At 64.2% G+C, this 16236-nt stretch carries 14 protein-coding genes; 8 read left to right on the top strand and 6 right to left on the bottom strand.

Annotated elements, in window-relative coordinates; all coding sequences use genetic code 11:
- Positions 1–40 precede the first annotated feature (40 nt).
- Positions 41–505, bottom strand: coding sequence for a hypothetical protein (locus ACW5W7_RS20095; RefSeq protein ID WP_456502851.1), 465 nt, complete (start codon positions 503–505; stop codon positions 41–43).
- Positions 506–535: 30 nt separating this feature from the next.
- Complete coding sequence (locus ACW5W7_RS20090; protein ID WP_456502850.1) at positions 536–1909, bottom strand: aminotransferase-like domain-containing protein; 1374 nt, start codon at positions 1907–1909, stop codon at positions 536–538.
- Between the two features lie 115 nt (positions 1910–2024).
- Here ACW5W7_RS20090 and ACW5W7_RS20085 point away from each other — a divergent pair, with 115 nt between their 5' ends.
- The 3 genes from ACW5W7_RS20085 (at position 2025) to ACW5W7_RS20075 (ending at position 4099) form a co-directional block, all read left to right on the top strand.
- Positions 2025–2621 carry a LysE family translocator gene (locus ACW5W7_RS20085; protein WP_456502849.1) on the top strand — a complete coding sequence of 199 codons (597 nt, stop codon included), beginning with the start codon at positions 2025–2027 and terminating at the stop codon, positions 2619–2621.
- A 102-nt stretch (positions 2622–2723) separates the two neighbouring features.
- Positions 2724–3314, top strand: coding sequence for a LysE family transporter (locus ACW5W7_RS20080; protein WP_434664045.1), 591 nt, complete (start codon positions 2724–2726; stop codon positions 3312–3314).
- Between the two features lie 92 nt (positions 3315–3406).
- Positions 3407–4099, top strand: a complete 693-nt coding sequence (locus ACW5W7_RS20075) for an aspartate/glutamate racemase family protein (RefSeq protein WP_456502848.1) — start codon at positions 3407–3409, stop codon at positions 4097–4099.
- A gap of 116 nt (positions 4100–4215) precedes the next feature.
- Here the strand turns inward: ACW5W7_RS20075 and ACW5W7_RS20070 are convergent, their stop codons facing one another.
- A complete protein-coding gene (locus ACW5W7_RS20070; protein WP_456502847.1) occupies positions 4216–6006 on the bottom strand; it encodes an AMP-dependent synthetase/ligase in 1791 nt (596 codons plus the stop codon).
- A gap of 182 nt (positions 6007–6188) precedes the next feature.
- Between ACW5W7_RS20070 and ACW5W7_RS20065 the strand changes: the two genes are divergently transcribed.
- On the top strand, positions 6189–6731 hold the full coding sequence (locus tag ACW5W7_RS20065) for a hypothetical protein (protein WP_456502846.1): 543 nt from the start codon (positions 6189–6191) through the stop codon (positions 6729–6731).
- A 68-nt stretch (positions 6732–6799) separates the two neighbouring features.
- On the opposite strand, the gene rimI is transcribed toward ACW5W7_RS20065, so the two are convergent.
- On the bottom strand, positions 6800–7261 hold the full coding sequence (gene rimI, locus ACW5W7_RS20060) for a ribosomal protein S18-alanine N-acetyltransferase (protein ID WP_456502845.1): 462 nt from the start codon (positions 7259–7261) through the stop codon (positions 6800–6802).
- Positions 7262–7342: 81 nt separating this feature from the next.
- Positions 7343–7762 carry a DNA polymerase III subunit psi gene (locus tag ACW5W7_RS20055; protein WP_456502844.1) on the bottom strand — a complete coding sequence of 140 codons (420 nt, stop codon included), beginning with the start codon at positions 7760–7762 and terminating at the stop codon, positions 7343–7345.
- 236 nt (positions 7763–7998) lie between these two features.
- Here ACW5W7_RS20055 and ACW5W7_RS20050 point away from each other — a divergent pair, with 236 nt between their 5' ends.
- Together ACW5W7_RS20050 and viaA are read left to right on the top strand one after the other, a co-directional pair.
- The gene (locus ACW5W7_RS20050; protein ID WP_349919480.1) at positions 7999–9606 is read left to right on the top strand and encodes an ATPase RavA domain-containing protein; all 1608 of its coding nucleotides are present in this window, start codon (positions 7999–8001) and stop codon (positions 9604–9606) included.
- A 103-nt stretch (positions 9607–9709) separates the two neighbouring features.
- Entirely contained in the window at positions 9710–11164 is a 1455-nt protein-coding gene (gene viaA / locus ACW5W7_RS20045) for an ATPase RavA stimulator ViaA (protein ID WP_349919478.1), read from the top strand.
- Between the two features lie 22 nt (positions 11165–11186).
- On the opposite strand, the gene ACW5W7_RS20040 is transcribed toward viaA, so the two are convergent.
- Positions 11187–12194, bottom strand: a complete 1008-nt coding sequence (locus tag ACW5W7_RS20040) for a sensor domain-containing diguanylate cyclase (RefSeq protein WP_349922549.1) — start codon at positions 12192–12194, stop codon at positions 11187–11189.
- Positions 12195–12390: 196 nt separating this feature from the next.
- Here ACW5W7_RS20040 and ACW5W7_RS20035 point away from each other — a divergent pair, with 196 nt between their 5' ends.
- Together ACW5W7_RS20035 and prfC are read left to right on the top strand one after the other, a co-directional pair.
- Entirely contained in the window at positions 12391–14274 is a 1884-nt protein-coding gene (locus ACW5W7_RS20035) for a diguanylate cyclase (protein ID WP_456502843.1), read from the top strand.
- Between the two features lie 251 nt (positions 14275–14525).
- Positions 14526–16115, top strand: a complete 1590-nt coding sequence (gene prfC, locus ACW5W7_RS20030) for a peptide chain release factor 3 (protein ID WP_349922547.1) — start codon at positions 14526–14528, stop codon at positions 16113–16115.
- Positions 16116–16236 lie beyond the last annotated feature (121 nt).

Below are 16236 nucleotides of genomic sequence, written 5' to 3'. Positions count from 1 at the left end.
GGTTGGCCATGGGCCAACCCCTCTTTGCATCGGGCGCGGTTTATTGCAGCCCCGGCCCCTTGGCGGAGAAGGGGCAATCGGCCTGCTGGATGAGGCGTTGGCCCTGATGGCCTTCCCGCTGCCAGTGCAGATCGAGCTGACCGAGGCGGCCGAGATGGCGCAGTTCGAACTCGTAGCGCAGGCAGGGATTGTCCATGGGGAGTTCCTTCATGCTCGCCGGCAGCTGGTAGCGGTAGCGCAGCAGGGGGCCATCTTGCAGCGCGATCTCTGCAGGTACCAGCCCCTCTGCCGTAGCAGCGGGGGCCTTGAGATAGTCCCGCAGGGCAGCAGGGGCGTCGATGGCCTTCTGGTAATGCAAGCCGTTCATGGCCGCCAGCTCCTCTTCCAGCCGCTCCAGTTCCCCTTCCAGGCCGGTAACGGCCCGGCTCAGCTGTTGATGGGCCGGGGAGGCGCAGCCTCCCAGCAGCAGGGCGGTGAGCAGCAAGGTGGTGCGGGAGGGGGACATGGGGGCTCCTTGGGCTGAAACGGCCACTGACTATAGCAGGGGATTGGTCGGCGGCGTGCCCCGCAGCAGACCGGCCAGCCGCTCAAGACCCTCGGCGACGCGGGCCTCGGTGGCCGGTTGGCTGAGGCTCAGGCGTACCCCTTGCGGCGCGGCAAACTGGCCCGCGGCGAAGTGCTCGCCGCTGGCAACCCCGACGTCAAGGGCGTTGGCGGCCTCCACGAACTCCTGGCTGCGCCAGGGCTCGGGCAGGGGCAGCCAGGCGTGCATGGAGCCAGGATGCCAACGGGCGCCCGGCAACAGGTGGCGAAGCAGCTCGCCCCGGCGCGCCAGGATCCGTCTCTGCTGCTCGATCAGCGGCATGATCTGGTGCTGGCTCACCAGCTTGCAGGCCAGCTCGATGAGCAGCGGGCTCACCATCCAGCTCGACAATCGCATGGCCTGGGCGAAGGCGTTTCGCAGGGGAGGGGGCGTCAGCACGAAGCCGACCCGCAGGCCGCCGCAGGCGATCTTGGCCAGGCTGCCGAGGTAGATGACCCGCTCCGGCGCCAGATTGACCAGCGGCGGGAGGCTGGTCTCCGGCAGCAGGCCGTTCACGTCATCTTCGATGATCAGCAGATCGTGGCGGCGGGCGATGGCGACGATGGCCTCGCGCCTGGCCAGGCTCATCACCGCCGTGGTGGGGTTTTGCAAGGTGGGGGTGAGATAGAGCAACTTGGCCCGGCGCTGGCGGCAGGCCGCGTCGAGGGCGGCCGGGATCAGCCCCTCCTCGTCGAGCGGCAGGCCCACCACCTGGTTCTTCAACTGGCGGGCATTGCCCAGCATGCCCGGGTAGCTGAGCCCCTCGCACAAGATGGTCTCCCCCACGCAACCTGTGGCCATGAGGGAGAGCATGATGCCGTGCTGGGCGCCGTGGCTGAACAGCAGGTGATCCTCCCGGCACTGGACTCCCAGAGTCGTGAGCCAGTCGACGAACAGCTGGCGCTGCTCCTGACGGCCCGCCTCCTTGTCATAGCCGAGCAGGGCGTTGAGGTCCCCGTTCGCCAACTCCAGCAGCATGGGCTTGATGATGGCGGCCCTGTCCAGCGGGATCGGCAGGTTCTGCCACAGCTCGATGCGCTGATTGTCTTCGTTGCGGATCACCCACTCGTTGACCGGATCCACCAGCCCCCTGACCCAGGTGCCGTGGCCGACCCTTGCCGCCAGCAGGCCACGGCGCTCGGCTTCCGAGTAGGCTCGGGTGATGGTACCGACCGTCACCCCGAGTTGGTCAGCCAGGGCCCTGTGGGTCGGCAGCCGGGTCTCGGGGGCCAGGGTGCCATCGTGGATGGCCTGCTCTATGGCCTTGACCAGTTTCAGATAGAGGGGGCCCTCGAAGCTGTCGAGGTGGGGTGTCCAGATTGTCATGGTGACAATAAATCCATTGATCGGCGAATTGTCTCAATATAGCGTGATTGTTACCCACCATACAACGCTGAATGACACATTGTATCGATACAATGTGGTTCAAGGAGAGAAGACAATGACCATCGAATGGTATGCCACCCTGTTTGGCTTTGCCCTGCTGACCTGCGGGACGCCGGGGCCCAACAACCTGATGCTGACCGCAGCCGGGGCCAACTTCGGCGTGCGCCGCACCCTGCCTCATCTGATCGGGGTCGTGATCGGCCAGCCGGTGCTGCAACTGGTGCTGGCCCTTGGCTTCTACCCGCTGTTCGAGCGCTGGCCCCTGCTCAAGCTGAGCCTGCAGGTGCTCGGCAGCCTCTATCTGCTGTGGCTGGCCTGGCGCATCGCCGTGGCCGGTGCTCCCGGCGATCCCGTCAGACGCTCCCGGCCCCTGACCATGCTGGAAGGGTTGGGCTTCCAGTTTCTCAATCCCAAGGCCTGGATGATGGGGATCTCCGCCATCAGCCTGTTCGGCCTGCAGGGCAGCGATTACTGGCCGAGTATGTGGGGCATCATGTCTGTCTTCCCCATGGCGGGACTGCCGGTCTGTTTCGCCTGGGTGCTGTTTGGCCATCAACTCAGCCGCTGGATCAATTCGGACAAGGGCTGGCGCCGCCTCAACGGCAGCCTGGGGGCTCTCACGGCGCTCTGCGTGGTGATGCTCTGGTATTAATGATTGTTTGGTTTTTTATGCGAAGAAAATGCATCGGTGAGCTTGTGGTCGGGGGGCGGCCTCTGCATATTAAGAGGCTTGCCGTAACACATCGAGGTTGAGATGGATCTGAACTGGTTGCTTCCCCTGGCGGGCTTTGCCCTGATCACCTGTGGTACCCCGGGGCCGAACAACATGCTGCTCACCAGCGCCGGTGCCGCCCAGGGTTTTCGCCGCTCCCTGCCCCTGCTGGTGGGGGTGGTGGGAGGCATCAACCTGATGATCCTGGCCATGGCGCTGGGGCTCGGTGTGGTGTTCGAGAAGCTGCCGCTATTGCACGATGGCTTGAAGGTCGTCGGTTCGGCCTATCTGCTCTGGCTGGCCTGGAAGGTGGCCACCGCCAACGGGCCGGCGGAAGGCAACCGGCCGCTCATCCCGGCCCATCAGGGGGCCATGCTGCAACTGCTCAACCCCAAGGCCTGGATGATGGCGCTCTCCGCCATCAGCGGTTTCACCCTGGCGGGGGAGGCCTACTGGCCGTCCGCCAGCTGGGTGCTCGCCATCTTCTTCATGACCGGCCTCTATACCGGTGCCTTCTGGGTATTGTTTGGTGCCCAGGTACGCCGCCTCATCCGCACCGCCCAAGGCTGGCGTCGTTTCAACCTCGGCATGGGGATCGCCACGGCGGCCTGCGTGCTGATGATCTGGATTTAGGTCCTCGGACCTACCCCTCTGTCTTGTTGGCCCTTCGGGGCCTTTTTTATCGACGGGTGGTGCATGGTCACCATTCCCTCGCAGGAGCAAGGATGAAATGTATCGGTCTGCTGGGTGGCATGAGCTGGGAGTCCACCGTCAGTTACTATCAGGCGCTCAATCGGGGTGTGCGGGCGCGCCTCGGGGGCTTGCACTCCGCCAGGGTGCTGCTCAATAGCGTCGACTTTGCCGAGATAGAACGGTTGCAGCACGCCGGTGACTGGCCGGCCACCGCCCGCCTGCTGAGTGCCGCCGCTCGGGACCTGCAGGCGGGAGGTGCGGATTGTCTGCTGATCGGCACCAATACCATGCACAAGGTGGCTCCCGAGATAGCCGCCGCCATCGGGATCCCGCTGCTGCATATCGCCGATGCCACCGCCAAACGGCTGGTGGCGGACGGGGTGACGCGAGTGGGCCTGCTCGGTACCCGCTTCACCATGGAGCAGGATTTCTACAAGGGGCGGCTGACCGAGTCGTTCGGGTTGGAAGTGTTGGTCCCGCCCGAGGCCGAGCAAGAGCGGGTACACCGCATCATCTATGACGAGCTTTGCCTGGGTCAGGTGCTTGACGCATCGCGGGCCGAGTACCTGGCGATCATCGCCGGATTGGCGCAGGCGGGGGCCCAGGCGGTGATCCTGGGCTGCACCGAGATTGCCTTGCTGGTGGGAGATGCCAAGGCCGCTGTGCCCCTCTACGACACCACCGCCATTCACGCAGAGGCGGCGGTGGAGTGGGCGCTGGGCTGAAGTTTTTTACCGCAACACATGGCGAGAAGAGCATAAAAAAGAGGCGCTGATGCGCCTCTTTTTGCTGTCGGGACAAGCCTTTGCTTAAACGTGGCCCTGCTTGTACATGACTGTACTTAGACGTGGCTGTACATCGCCTCGATCTCGCTCTGGTACTTGGCCTCGATGATCTTGCGGCGCAGCTTCATGGTGGGGGTGATCTCCCCCAGCTCCATGGAGAAGGCGCTCGGCAGCAGGGTGAATTTCTTCACCTGCTCGAACTTGGCCAGCTCCTGCTGCAGTTCGTGAATGCGTGACTCGAAGAACTCCACCACACGGGAGTGGCGCAGCAGCTCGGTCTTGCACTGGTATTGCAGGTTGATGGAGCGGGCGTACTCTTCCAGCGACTCGAAGCAGGGCACGATCAGCGCCGACACGAAGTGGCGGGCATCGGCGACGATGGCGATCTGCTCGATGAAGCGATCCTTGCCCAGCGTCCCTTCCACCAGCTGGGGTGCCACGTACTTGCCGTTGGAGGTCTTCATCAACTCTTTCAGGCGCTCGGTGAAGTAGATGTTGCCGTTGGCATCCAGCTCCCCCGCATCGCCGGTACGCAGGAAGCCATCTTCGGTCATCACCTCGGCCGTGGCCTCCGGCTTGTTGTAGTAGCCGCGCATCACGGTGGGGGAGCGCACCAGCAGCTCGTTGTTCTCACCGAGTTTCACCTCGATGCCGCGCAGGGCGGTGCCGATGGAGCCGAGCTGGAACTGGCTATCCTCGTAGCAGCAGACGGTGGCCGTGGTCTCGGTCATGCCGTAGCCATATTTCAGGTTGAGCCCCATGGCCTGGAAGAAGAGGTTCACGTCGTCGGCGAGACGGGCACCGGCCACCGGCAGGAAGCGGGTTCGGCCGCCAAAGCGGGCCCGCAGCTTGCGAAACACCAGCCGCTCCGCCAGGGCGAGCTGGAGATAGAGCAGGGGGGAGGCGGACTTGCCCGCCTGGCGGGTGGCGACCATCTGCTTGCCGACCCGGGTGGCCCAGCCAAACAGGGCGCGGCGCAGGCGCGGCGCCTGGGCGACCTTGGCCTGGATCATGGCGTAGGCCTTCTCGTAGAGGCGCGGCACGGCGCACATCACGGTCGGTTTCACCTCGCCGATGACATCCATCACCTTCTGGGGGTCGCGGATGTAGACGTTCTCGGCACCGCAATAGAGCACGTAGTAGGTCCAGGCACGCTCGAATACGTGGCTGAGCGGCAGCATGCACAGGGAGACGTCCTGCTCGCCGAGATCCAGCCGGCTGTCGTGCATCTCGAAACAGGCGGCGATGTTGGCAAAATCGAGCATGACCCCCTTGGGTTCGCCCGTGGTGCCCGAGGTGTAGATGAGGGTCAGCAGGTCATCCATGCGGTACTGCTGCTCGCGTATCCGCAGCTCCTGCTCGCTGGGCTGATGGTTGCCCGATGAGAGGAAGGTCTGGAAGTGGCTGGCCTGCTCGCAGCCGCGCAGATCGACGCTGCCGTCCAGGGAGACTATCTGGCTGATCTCACCCGCGTTCAGCAGGTGGAGGGCCTGATCGAACTGGGGCTGCTCGCCGACGAACAGCAGCTTGATGCCGGCATCTTTGACGATGTAGCGCAGCTGATCCAGGGTGCTGGTGGGGTAGATGGGCACGCTGACGCCACGGGCGGCCAGGATGCCGAGATCGGCCTGGGTCCACTCCGGCATGTTGCGGGCATAGATGCCGACCATCTCGGTGGGCTGGTGGCCGGCGCGGATCAGGGCCTGGGCACAATAGTCCATGGCCTGACCCAGAGTTCGCCAGCCGATGGCACGCCATTGTCCATCCTGCTGGACGCGCAGGGCGGCCTTGTTGCCAAGGCGGGCAATGCGTTCACGCATCAGTCGAACCAGATGAAACTGCGACATCGTCAATCATCCTCACATAACAGTTGTACGCCCGCAGGGGGCTTTCAAAACCGGGCTGGAGTTTAAACTCTACTATTACAGCTTACAAGTGTTCGCCGTTTGTCCTGGATCACAAAGTCGTCAAGTCGATAGGACTCAGGCATGATGGGATCTGGGTCCGGATACGGTCAGGGAGGGGAGCTATGGGTATCAATATCAAGAGCCTCATCACGGGCACCTTGCTGGTTCTGGCGGGGGCGGGCGGCCTCTGGTATGCCCTGGGCGGGCCGGCCGGGGAGGACAATCCCTGGCTGAGTGGCGCCGAGGGGTATGAGCAGGGTCAGACGCGGGCGCTGCAAACCGGTTATCCCCTGCTCTATGTGATAGAGAGCGCCAAGTGCCGACGTTGCACCCGGCTGGATGCCCGCCTGTGGCAGGATCCCGGGATGCAATCCACCCTGGCCGAGCTGGTGAAGGTGCGCCTCAATCCGGATGCGGGGGATGGCAGCGCCCACATACTGCGCCGCTTCCCCAAGGTGGCGACGCCCCCCGGTGTCTACCTCCAGCGCCCTGGCGAGTCCCTGCGACCCGTCAACATAGACGTGAAGGAGCAGCTGATCTGGATGCCCGGCGTCACCTATGCGCGGGGCTTCTTCATGCCGCTCTCCGCCGAAGGTTTCGACGCAGTGGTGCGGGTGACCTTGAGCCTCGAGGACAGTGCCATCGACAATGCGTCCCTGCCCTGAGGGACGCCGGACGGGGGAGGGTGAGTGTGAGTGGCCGATGGGGAAGGGTGGCCGAGGGTGTCCGGGCCTTAGCCGAAGTCGAACAGACGGGACATCAGCACGGCATCTTCCCGGTCAGGGCCGGTGCCATAGTAGTCGGCGCGCCGGCAATACTCGGCAAAGCCCTCGCTCTCGTAGAGACCGATAGCGGTGGTGTTGCCGGCCCTCACCTCCAGAAACCAGGCTTCCGCCTGCCGGGACTTGCTGCGGGCGAGGTACTCCCTGAGCAGTGCCCGTCCCAGCCCCTTGCCCTGAAAGTCAGGGTGCACGCAGATGTTCATCAACGAACTGTCTCCTGCCACCAGATCCGAGATGTAGAAACCCGCCGGACGATCATTTACCAGCATCAGGCCGTTGAGGTAGCGGGGCCCGAAGCAGGAGAGCAGGTTGGCCTGGCTCCATGGCTCCTTGTGGGCGGCCTGCTCGATGGGATAGATGAGCGCAAAGTCGCTCTCCAGCAGGGGGCGAAAGCGGGGGCTGAGATCAGACATGATGACTCCGGACAGAACCCGGGCTTGCGCGGGAATGCAGGCCGGGGTGAAGAGGAAAAGGGTGGGGCCGCTGCGGGCCGGTCAGCCAGGCAGATGCTGGCGGCACTGTTGCCAGAGGGCGCGCTTGTGGGCCGCATCGGGCTTTATCGGGCAGACCAGGGCATCGGGCCAGCGGGCGTCCGGCGCCGTCAGCCAGAGCAGGGGCGGGGTGATCCCGTCCGGCAGCGCAGCGATGAGCGAGACGTCATTTGCATCGAGGCCGAGCAGTTGGCAGAGATCTCCCAAGAGGGCCGGGGCGGGCAGGGTGTCGCCCAGCAGCCAGAGCTTGCCGCTCGGGACGGGGACGGCCACCGTGTCGAGAACGATGTCGTCCGGCTGATGGGGCGTATCCTCCGGGCCCTTCGTCTCACCCAGCAGGGCTGGGGCTCTGAGTTGCCAGCTCTGTATGCCCATCCGGGTCAGGATGCGCTGACGCAGCGGGTCCAGCAGGGGATCTTGCATGGGGAAGGCTCGCTCTTGATCTGCATTGGGGTAATTTCTGATGCGCAGAGTACACTCTCGCGGCCCCTGCTGCACCCATTTGCAACTAGATGTGCGCCGCCAGGATCGCTATGTTAATCAGGTATCCCGGCCAGATGCGGCGGGGATGCACAACCAGACAGACCAACAGCGTGGGGCGGGGCCAGAGGCCGGCCGACGTCACCACGGATGATGAGCCAGCTTCGGAAGCCCTGCCTATGTCCTCTCTCGCCCAGAATACAGTTCGTACCGCCCCCATCCATGAGCGCCTGCCCAGGTTGCTGGCCGCCCTCGGGGAAGGGCTGTACGAGCGGCAGGATGCCTTGCGGCTCGGGTTGCTGGCGGCGCTGTCCGGTGAGAGCGTCTTCCTGCTGGGCCCCCCCGGCATCGCCAAGAGCCTGATCGCCCGGCGCCTCAAGCTGGCCTTTCACGATGCCCGCCATTTCGAATACCTGATGACCCGTTTCAGCACCCCGGAGGAGGTGTTCGGCCCCCTCTCCATCCAGGCGCTGAAGGAAGATGGCAAGTACCTGCGCCTGACCCAGGGCTACCTGCCGGAGGCCGAGGTGGTGTTCCTCGACGAGATCTGGAAGGCGGGCCCGGCCATCCTCAACACCCTGCTCACCGCCATCAACGAACGGCAGTTTCGCAACGGCGACAGCCAGCACCCCATTCCCATGCGCCTGCTGGTGACCGCTTCCAACGAGCTGCCCGCGCCGGACAGCGGTCTGGAGGCGCTCTATGACCGCATGCTGGTGCGGATCTGGATGGACAGGGTGCAGGAGAAATCCAACTTCCAGGCCATGCTGGCGAGCGATGGCCACTCGGGGCAGAACCTCCCCCCCTCGGTGCAGATCCACGGTGAGGAGTACCAGGCCTGGCAAGGGCAGATCGAGCAGGTGCGCCTGCCGGATGCCTGCTTCGAGCTCATCTATCAGCTGCGCCAGCAGCTCGACAGCCAGCTTGGCCACGGCTGCTATGTGTCGGATCGGCGCTGGAAGAAGGCTGTCAGGCTCATCAAGGCGAGCGCCTTCTTCAACGGCCGCGACGAGGTGGCCCCGCTGGATCTGCTGCTGTTCAAGGATTGCCTCTGGCACGACGAGGCTTCCCGCACCGCCCTGCTGGAGATGATCGGCGAGTTTTCCCGCCTCTACGGCTATCAGCAGCTCGCCATGACCCGCCAGCTGCTGACCCTGCGCGAGCAGTTCAAACAGCTGAGGGGGGCCGTGGCCCAGCGCCTCGGCTGCAAGGCGGTCAAGCGCAAACAGTGGTTCGGTCGCCGCGCCCGCGGCACCCAGCTGCCCCTGCTCAACGCCAAGCCGTTCGGCAAGCAGGTGCATTTCCACCTGCTCACCCCGGCACCGCTCGATGGCGGGGATCCGGAACGGCTGACCGAGACCCTCACCTTCGATCGCACCCTGCTCTCCCACTGGCATCCCACCGGTGAGGCCCTGGTAGGCTGGCAGCTCGGCAACCCCAAGGAGGGTCACTACGAGCTGGTGCTCGATGATTCGCTGCGACTCCATGTGCTGGATATCCAGCGCCAACCCGTGGCCCTGGTGCTGGTGGAGCGCACCCCCATCCCGGCGCTGGTGGTCGAGCCCTGGCAGGGGGAGCTCGATGAGCTGGTCAATCAGGTGGGCCGGGTGCAGCAGAGCCTCAAGGGGCAGCGGGCCCTGTTCGATCGCCACCAGCAGCATCTGTTTATCGGGCCCCACTGGTTGCAGCAGGTGGAAGACAGCTTCTTCGTGCTGAACCGGGATCTGGATGTGCTGCGCGGCGAGCTGCTGCAGTGGCGCGAGCGCCTGCCCGGGCTGGATAGCTGATGGCTGGTCGTGCTGAAAAGACAACATTTGACGAACAAAACATGATGTCAATTATCATGTGGCAGCATGATGTTTACCCATCACCCCGGGTGGAGAGCGCCTTATGCTAGAGATCGGCATGATGGATCTCGGGCTCCTCATCGGGGAGGGGGAGCTGGCGGGGGAGATGGCGCTCCTGCTGGCCTCTGCCCCCAAGATCTCCGAGTTTCTCAAGCGCTCCCCCCTGCAGGGCAAGCTGCTCAAGAAACGCATCCAGCACTGGAGCGAGCAGCTCGGCGAGGAGATGCGCCACAAGCAGGTGCCGGTCGCGCTGGAGCGCGAGTACCTCCTCTATCAGGCTCATCGCCAACTCCCGCTGCCCGAGCTGGTGGGCAGGCTGCCCGCCCTGCTGGAGGCGCTGGATCAACACAGCCCCTTCGCTGGCGATGCCCGCAGCCTGGCTCGCCAGATAGTGGCGCAGCCAACCGAGGGGCTGCGCCAGCTGTTCGTGGAAAAATGGCGCTCCAGCCTGGTGGGCAGCCTGTTGCAGCTGCAGCAGCAGATCGCCGAGGCGGAACGGGAGAAACAGCGTCAGGAGATAGAGGATCAGCTGCTGGCGAACCGCACCCTGGCCGATGCACTGGATCCGCACCAGATCTCGGCAGGGGGGCTCTGGGATCTGGCCCAGGGCAGCTGGCACAAGCGCAGCCTGGTGTTGGTCAAGCAGTATGCCCGCATGTTGCAGCGCGAGCCCCTGCTGACCGAGATCGCCGCCCTGCTCGGGCGCAGCGAGCGGGACAGGCGCACCGACGCCCAGGCCTTGCCGCCGGTACCCGTGCACGAACTCGAAGAGGTGCAGACCGACGATGTGCCGGACGATCTGGTGGGGGTGCATCCGGCCAGCGACCTGATGCGCTTGCTGCCGAGCGAGGCGGTGATGCTGGCGCTGCCGGAGCTGGAGCTGGAATTCTATCGCCGCTACCTGGAGCGGCGGCTGCTGAGTTATCAGTCGCGGGGCACCTTGCCGCGCCAGCGGCTGATGCTGCGAACCCCGCAGCAGGGTGGACAGGAGGTGCAACCACGAGGCCCCTTCATCGTCTGCGTGGATACCTCGGGCTCCATGGGGGGCTACCCCGAGGAGTGCGCCAAGGCGCTGTTCCTGGCGCTGCTCAAGCTGGCCATGGACGAAAAGCGGGGCTGCTATCTCATGTTATTTTCTACCGAGGTGGCGACCCTGGAGATCACCGCCGATACCGGGCTGGACAAGGCGGAGCGCTTCCTCTCCATGAGTTTTCACGGCGGCACCGATCTGGTGCCCTGTCTCGAGCAGGCCTTGGCCCAGCTGGATCAGCCGGATTTTGCCAAGGCGGATGTGCTGGTGATTTCCGACTTCATCGCCCAGAACCTGCCTCACACTCTGCTGGACAAGATGAACGTGAGACGCAGGCAGGAGACCCGCTTCCACGCCGTCGCCATGTCCCGCCACGCCAAGCAGGCGATCCTGCGGGTGTTCGACAACAGCTGGCTGCTCGACTGCGGCCTGCGCGGCCGTCTGCTCAGGCGCTGGCAGCGCAACTGAGGCTCATGCCGGTTTGCGCCCGTCAGCGAGACAAGGGGTGGTGGTGCAGCCCCCGTTCGTTGACCTGCTCCTGATCCAGCAGGGGCTGGCCGCTCGGCTGGGCGATGTGAAAGCCGTGCTTGCCCCCACGCTTGACCTGATACATGGCCTGATCCGCCCGGGCCAGGGCGCTGCTGAAATCATCCTGTGGCCGGATGGCCGCTATCCCCATGCTGAGCCCCACGCTCGCCTCCCCGTTGGACAGCTCGAACGGGGTGGCGATGGCGTTGACGCACTGGCGGGCCAGGTGGCTGGTGCGGGGATCCTCGCTCGGCCAGGGCAGCAGCAGCACGAACTCGTCCCCACCGATCCGGCCAAGGGTCACCGTCTCATCGCAGCACTGTTTCAGGCGCTGGCTGAGGGCGATCAGCAGCTCGTCACCGGCGCGGTGTCCCAGGTTGTCGTTCACCTGTTTGAAGTCGTCGAGATCGATGAAGCAGATGGTCTGATGGCTCTGGGGGAAGTGGCGCTGCAGGGCGGTGCGATTGAGCAGACCGGTGAGGGGATCCCGATGGGCGAGGCGGGCGAGCTGGTGCTCGTACTCCTTCTCGTGGGTAATGTCGATGTGGGTGCCCATCACCCGGATGGGGTTGCCAGCGTCATCCCGCTCCACCACCCGGCCCCTGTCCAGCACCCAGGTGACCTTGCCATCCTTGGCCAGCATCCGATGCATCACCTGATAGAAGGGGCTCTTGCCCGCCAGGTGATCGAAGAAGGCTTGCAGCACCCGCTCCCGGTCTTCCGGGTGCAGGTGGTCGCGCCAGACGTCGAAGTGGGCGGAGAGCTCCTTGGGCTGGTAGCCCAGCATGGATCCCCAGCGCCGGTTGAAGATGACGAGCTTGCCGCTCGGCACATGGTTCTGCCAGATGCACAGACCGGTGCCGTCCATGGCGGCATCCAGCTTCTCCCTGGCATCGTCGGCAATCCGCTTCAGGCGCTCGTTTTCCAGCAACAACTTGTCATAGGCCGCCTGCAGCTCCTCGTGGCTCATCATCCTTTCATCCCTCATCTGAACCCGCCTATAGTCGATGCAGAATTTTCTTCTGTAAAGAATGAGATAATGCCATTTTCTGGAATATGCGCTGGGCATCTCGCCCGCACCCGTGCTGGGCGTGGGCGGTGAGGATGGATATGATTGGGGCAATGGGCGCACTGTCCGCGCCATCGAATGGGGAGACTGGGACGGCATGAAGATCCTGGTGAGCTGGAGTCTGTGGTTAGGGTTGGGGCTGGTCCCGCTTTCGCTCTGGGCGGCGCTTCCCCCTCTTGGTGCATCCGAATTGTCCCAGACCTTGCAACAGCTGGAAGACGACAGGCCACCCCAGCAGGTGTTTCGCACCCAGGTGGCCGCCCTTGCCGAGCAGCGGGACGGATATCCGGCGGAGGCCCAGGGGCGGATCGCCCGTCTGCAGTGCTGGGCCCAGCCCGCCGAGCGGGACGAGGATTTTCGGCGGGCGGTGCGCTTTGCCGACGAGGCGCTGAAATGGGCACGGGCCCGCAAGGACAGGGTCAGCGAGAGCGGCCTGCTCGCCTGCCGGGGCTATCATCAGCAACTGCTCGGCAACATGGAGGCTGCCGGCCAGGACTATGACGAGGCGCTGACCCTGGCGCGCCGGCTCGGGGACGAGCGGCAGCGGGCCGACATCCTCAGCCTGCGGGGGGAGATGTACTCCTATCAGGGAGAGCTGGCGGAAGGATTGATGGAGCTGATGGATGCCCATCGGCGCTACGAGGCGCTCGGGCTGGAGGGCAAGGGGCGGGAGGTGCTCGCCAAGATCGCCAACGCTTACCGCCGGATGGGGCTCTACGAACGGGCCCAGAACTATTTCCAGGAGCTGGAGCACGACTACCGGGTGGAGGGGGACGAGGAGCATCTGGTGGATATCCATACCCAGCAGGGGCTGCTCTATGTGGAGACCGGGGACTATGAGCGGGCCCTGCCCCTGATGGCCGAGGCCGAGCTCTACTATCTCGGCCAACAGCAGGAGGGAATGCTGGCCTGGACCCGGATCGAGATGGCTACCGTCCTGCTCAATCAGGGCAAGACGGAGCAGGCCATGACCAAGCTGGAACAGGCATCGGCCCTGTTGCATCAGCAGGGCAAGGGGGCGGACAGCGTGACCCGGGGCCACTGGTACATCGTCATGGCCCAGGCCCTGGATGTCATGGGCAAGCCGACCGAGGCCCTGCGCTATCTGGATCAGGCCGAGCCGATTTTTGCCAAGGAGCAGAACCTGCGCTTCCTGGCCTGGGTGCACGAGGTGCGGGCCAAGGTGCTGGAGCGCCAGGGGCGGATCAAGGAGGCCCTGACCCACCTCAAGCAATATGTGCAGATCAAGCAGGATCTCGAGAAGATGCTGCGGGAACAGCGCTCCTTGCAGATGCGCTTCGAGTTCGATCTGGCCCGCAAGGAGCTGGAGAACCAGACCTTGAGAGCCGGTCAGCAGTTGCAGGCCGAGAAGCTCAAGCAACTGCAGGAGCGACGTCACTGGCAATATCTGGTAGTGGCGCTGCTGGTGCTGGTGATGGGGATCCTGGTCATTCACCAGCGCAGTCGCACTCGCAAGATGCATCGCCTCGCCATGACCGACGAGCTGACGGGCATCCACAACCGGCGCCAGATCCAGGCCAAGGGGCGCAAGTGGTTCAATCAGGCGCGGGAGGGGGGCTCCCCGCTTAGCGTCTTGCTACTGGACATCGATCACTTCAAGAAGGTCAACGACCGGCTCGGTCACCACGTGGGGGATTTGGTGCTCACCGCCGTGGCCCAGTGCATCGAGGAGCAGTTGCGCAGCCTGGATCGGGTGGGGCGTAACGGCGGCGAGGAGTTTCTGGCCTTGCTGCCGGATACCCGGCTCGATGAAGCGGCCGAGGTGGCGGAGCGGATCCGCCAGCAGGTCGCCCTGCTGCGTATCGAGGGGGTGCCGGCGGATCATCCCATTCACGTCAGCATCGGTTGCGCGGAGTACAACCCGGAGGATGACAACCTCGGCGAGCTGGTGCGCCGCGCCGACGAAGCCATGTATGAGGCCAAGCTCGCTGGGCGCAACCGGGTGGTGAAGGCGGCCTGAGCCCGGCCTGCGTCATTGCGTTCCCGGTGACGCTGGGCTGGGTATTTTTCACTCGCGCAGGTATAATGCCGCGCAATTTTGCTTTGACTCAGGTGAGAAGACCCATGTAACACAACGCCTCTCTTTCCCCACCGATTGGCCATATGCCAGCTCGCGTGGCGCCGTTGTGTCTCTCCGGGCCTTGAGTCGAAGGCGTATCCCGGAATTATTCCCACGGTGGCCGAGGCCGCCGCTCAATAGAAGAACGCTGAATTATGTCTGCTGAATTTCTGAGTGAAGTCTCCAAGAGACGCACTTTTGCGATCATCTCGCACCCGGATGCGGGTAAAACCACCATCACCGAGAAAGTCCTGCTGTTCGGACAGGCCATTCAACGGGCCGGGACCGTCAAGGGTCGTGGATCGGGCCAGCATGCCAAGTCGGACTGGATGGAGATGGAGAAGCAGCGCGGCATCTCCATCACCACCTCGGTGATGCAGTTCCCCTACGCCGATTGCCTGGTCAACCTGCTGGATACCCCGGGTCACGAGGACTTCTCCGAAGATACCTACCGTACCCTGACGGCGGTGGACTGCTGCCTGATGGTCATCGATGCCGCCAAGGGTGTCGAAGACCGGACCCGCAAGCTGATGGAAGTCACCCGTCTGCGGGACACCCCCATCCTCACCTTCATGAACAAGATGGACCGCGAAGTGCGCGATCCCATGGAGGTCATGGACGAGGTGGAGCGGGAGCTCAAGATCATGTGTGCCCCCATCACCTGGCCCATCAGCTGCGGCAAGTCCTTCAAGGGGGTCTACCACCTCTACAAGGACGAGACCTATCTGTACCAGAGCGGTCAGGGCCACACCATCCAGGAGAAGCGGGTGGTGAAGGGGCTGAACAACCCCGAACTGGATGCCGCCATCGGCGAAGATCTGGCGGCGCAGCTGCGCGGCGAGCTGGAGCTGGTGCAAGGCGCCTCCCCGGAGTTCGACCACGAGGCCTTCATCGCCGGCGAGATGACCCCGGTCTTCTTCGGTACCGCCCTTGGCAACTTCGGTGTCGACCACATGCTCGATGGCCTCACCGACTGGGCACCGGCGCCCATGCCGCGCAAGGCCGAGAGCCGTGAAGTCGAGGCCACCGAGGAGAAGTTCTCCGGCTTCGTGTTCAAGATCCAGGCGAACATGGACCCGAAACACCGTGACCGCATCGCCTTCATGCGCGTGGTGTCAGGCACCTACTCCAAGGGCATGAAGATGCGCCACGTGCGCATCGGCAAGGATGTGAACATCTCCGACGCCGTTACCTTCATGGCCGGTGATCGTGAGCAGGCGATCGAGGCCGTGGCGGGCGACATCATCGGCCTGCACAACCACGGCACCATCCAGATCGGCGACACCTTCACCCAGGGTGAGGATCTCAAGTTCACCGGCATCCCGAACTTCGCCCCCGAGCTGTTCCGCCGCATCCGCCTGCGCGATCCCCTCAAGCAGAAGCAGCTGCTCAAGGGGCTGGTACAGCTCTCCGAAGAGGGCGCCGTGCAGGTGTTCCGCCCGCTCATCAGTAACGACCTCATCGTCGGTGCGGTCGGTGTGCTGCAGTTCGACGTGGTGGTTTCGCGCCTCAAGAGCGAGTACAACGTCGAGGCCCTGTACGAGGCGGTCAACGTCTCTACCGCCCGCTGGGTGGAAGGGACTGACGTCAAGAAGTTCGAGGAGTTCAAGCGCAAGAACGAGGTCAACCTGGCCCTCGATGGTGGTGACAACCTCACCTACATCGCGCCGACCATGGTCAACCTGCGCCTGGCCCAGGAGCGTCACCCCGACGTCCTGTTCCGCCAGACCCGCGAGCACTGATAGCCGTTCGCAAGTCTCGAAGGCTGACGATAGACAAGACCCCGCTTCGGCGGGGTCTTTTGCTATGGGTGCTTTTTGGGAGAAGACGCTCCCCGCACGGGGTTGATTGATGAATAAAAAC

This window comes from Aeromonas intestinalis (genome assembly GCF_054052485.1).
Note: the sequence above shows the minus strand (reverse complement) of the source record. Positions and strands in the feature narration are given on the sequence as shown.

Bases quoted from the DNA above. Each gene is read 5' to 3' on its own strand.
- ACW5W7_RS20095 (WP_456502851.1), bottom strand. From the start codon at position 505: ATGTCCCCCTCCCGCACCACCTTGCTGCTCACCGCCCTGCTGCTGGGA.
- ACW5W7_RS20090 (WP_456502850.1), bottom strand. From the start codon at position 1,909: ATGACAATCTGGACACCCCACCTCGACAGCTTCGAGGGCCCCCTCTAT.
- ACW5W7_RS20085 (WP_456502849.1), top strand. From the start codon at position 2,025: ATGACCATCGAATGGTATGCCACCCTGTTTGGCTTTGCCCTGCTGACC.
- ACW5W7_RS20080 (WP_434664045.1), top strand. From the start codon at position 2,724: ATGGATCTGAACTGGTTGCTTCCCCTGGCGGGCTTTGCCCTGATCACC.
- ACW5W7_RS20075 (WP_456502848.1), top strand. From the start codon at position 3,407: ATGAAATGTATCGGTCTGCTGGGTGGCATGAGCTGGGAGTCCACCGTC.
- ACW5W7_RS20070 (WP_456502847.1), bottom strand. From the start codon at position 6,006: ATGTCGCAGTTTCATCTGGTTCGACTGATGCGTGAACGCATTGCCCGC.
- ACW5W7_RS20065 (WP_456502846.1), top strand. From the start codon at position 6,189: ATGGGTATCAATATCAAGAGCCTCATCACGGGCACCTTGCTGGTTCTG.
- rimI (WP_456502845.1), bottom strand. From the start codon at position 7,261: ATGTCTGATCTCAGCCCCCGCTTTCGCCCCCTGCTGGAGAGCGACTTT.
- ACW5W7_RS20055 (WP_456502844.1), bottom strand. From the start codon at position 7,762: ATGCAAGATCCCCTGCTGGACCCGCTGCGTCAGCGCATCCTGACCCGG.
- ACW5W7_RS20050 (WP_349919480.1), top strand. From the start codon at position 7,999: ATGTCCTCTCTCGCCCAGAATACAGTTCGTACCGCCCCCATCCATGAG.
- viaA (WP_349919478.1), top strand. From the start codon at position 9,710: ATGCTAGAGATCGGCATGATGGATCTCGGGCTCCTCATCGGGGAGGGG.
- ACW5W7_RS20040 (WP_349922549.1), bottom strand. From the start codon at position 12,194: ATGAGCCACGAGGAGCTGCAGGCGGCCTATGACAAGTTGTTGCTGGAA.
- ACW5W7_RS20035 (WP_456502843.1), top strand. From the start codon at position 12,391: ATGAAGATCCTGGTGAGCTGGAGTCTGTGGTTAGGGTTGGGGCTGGTC.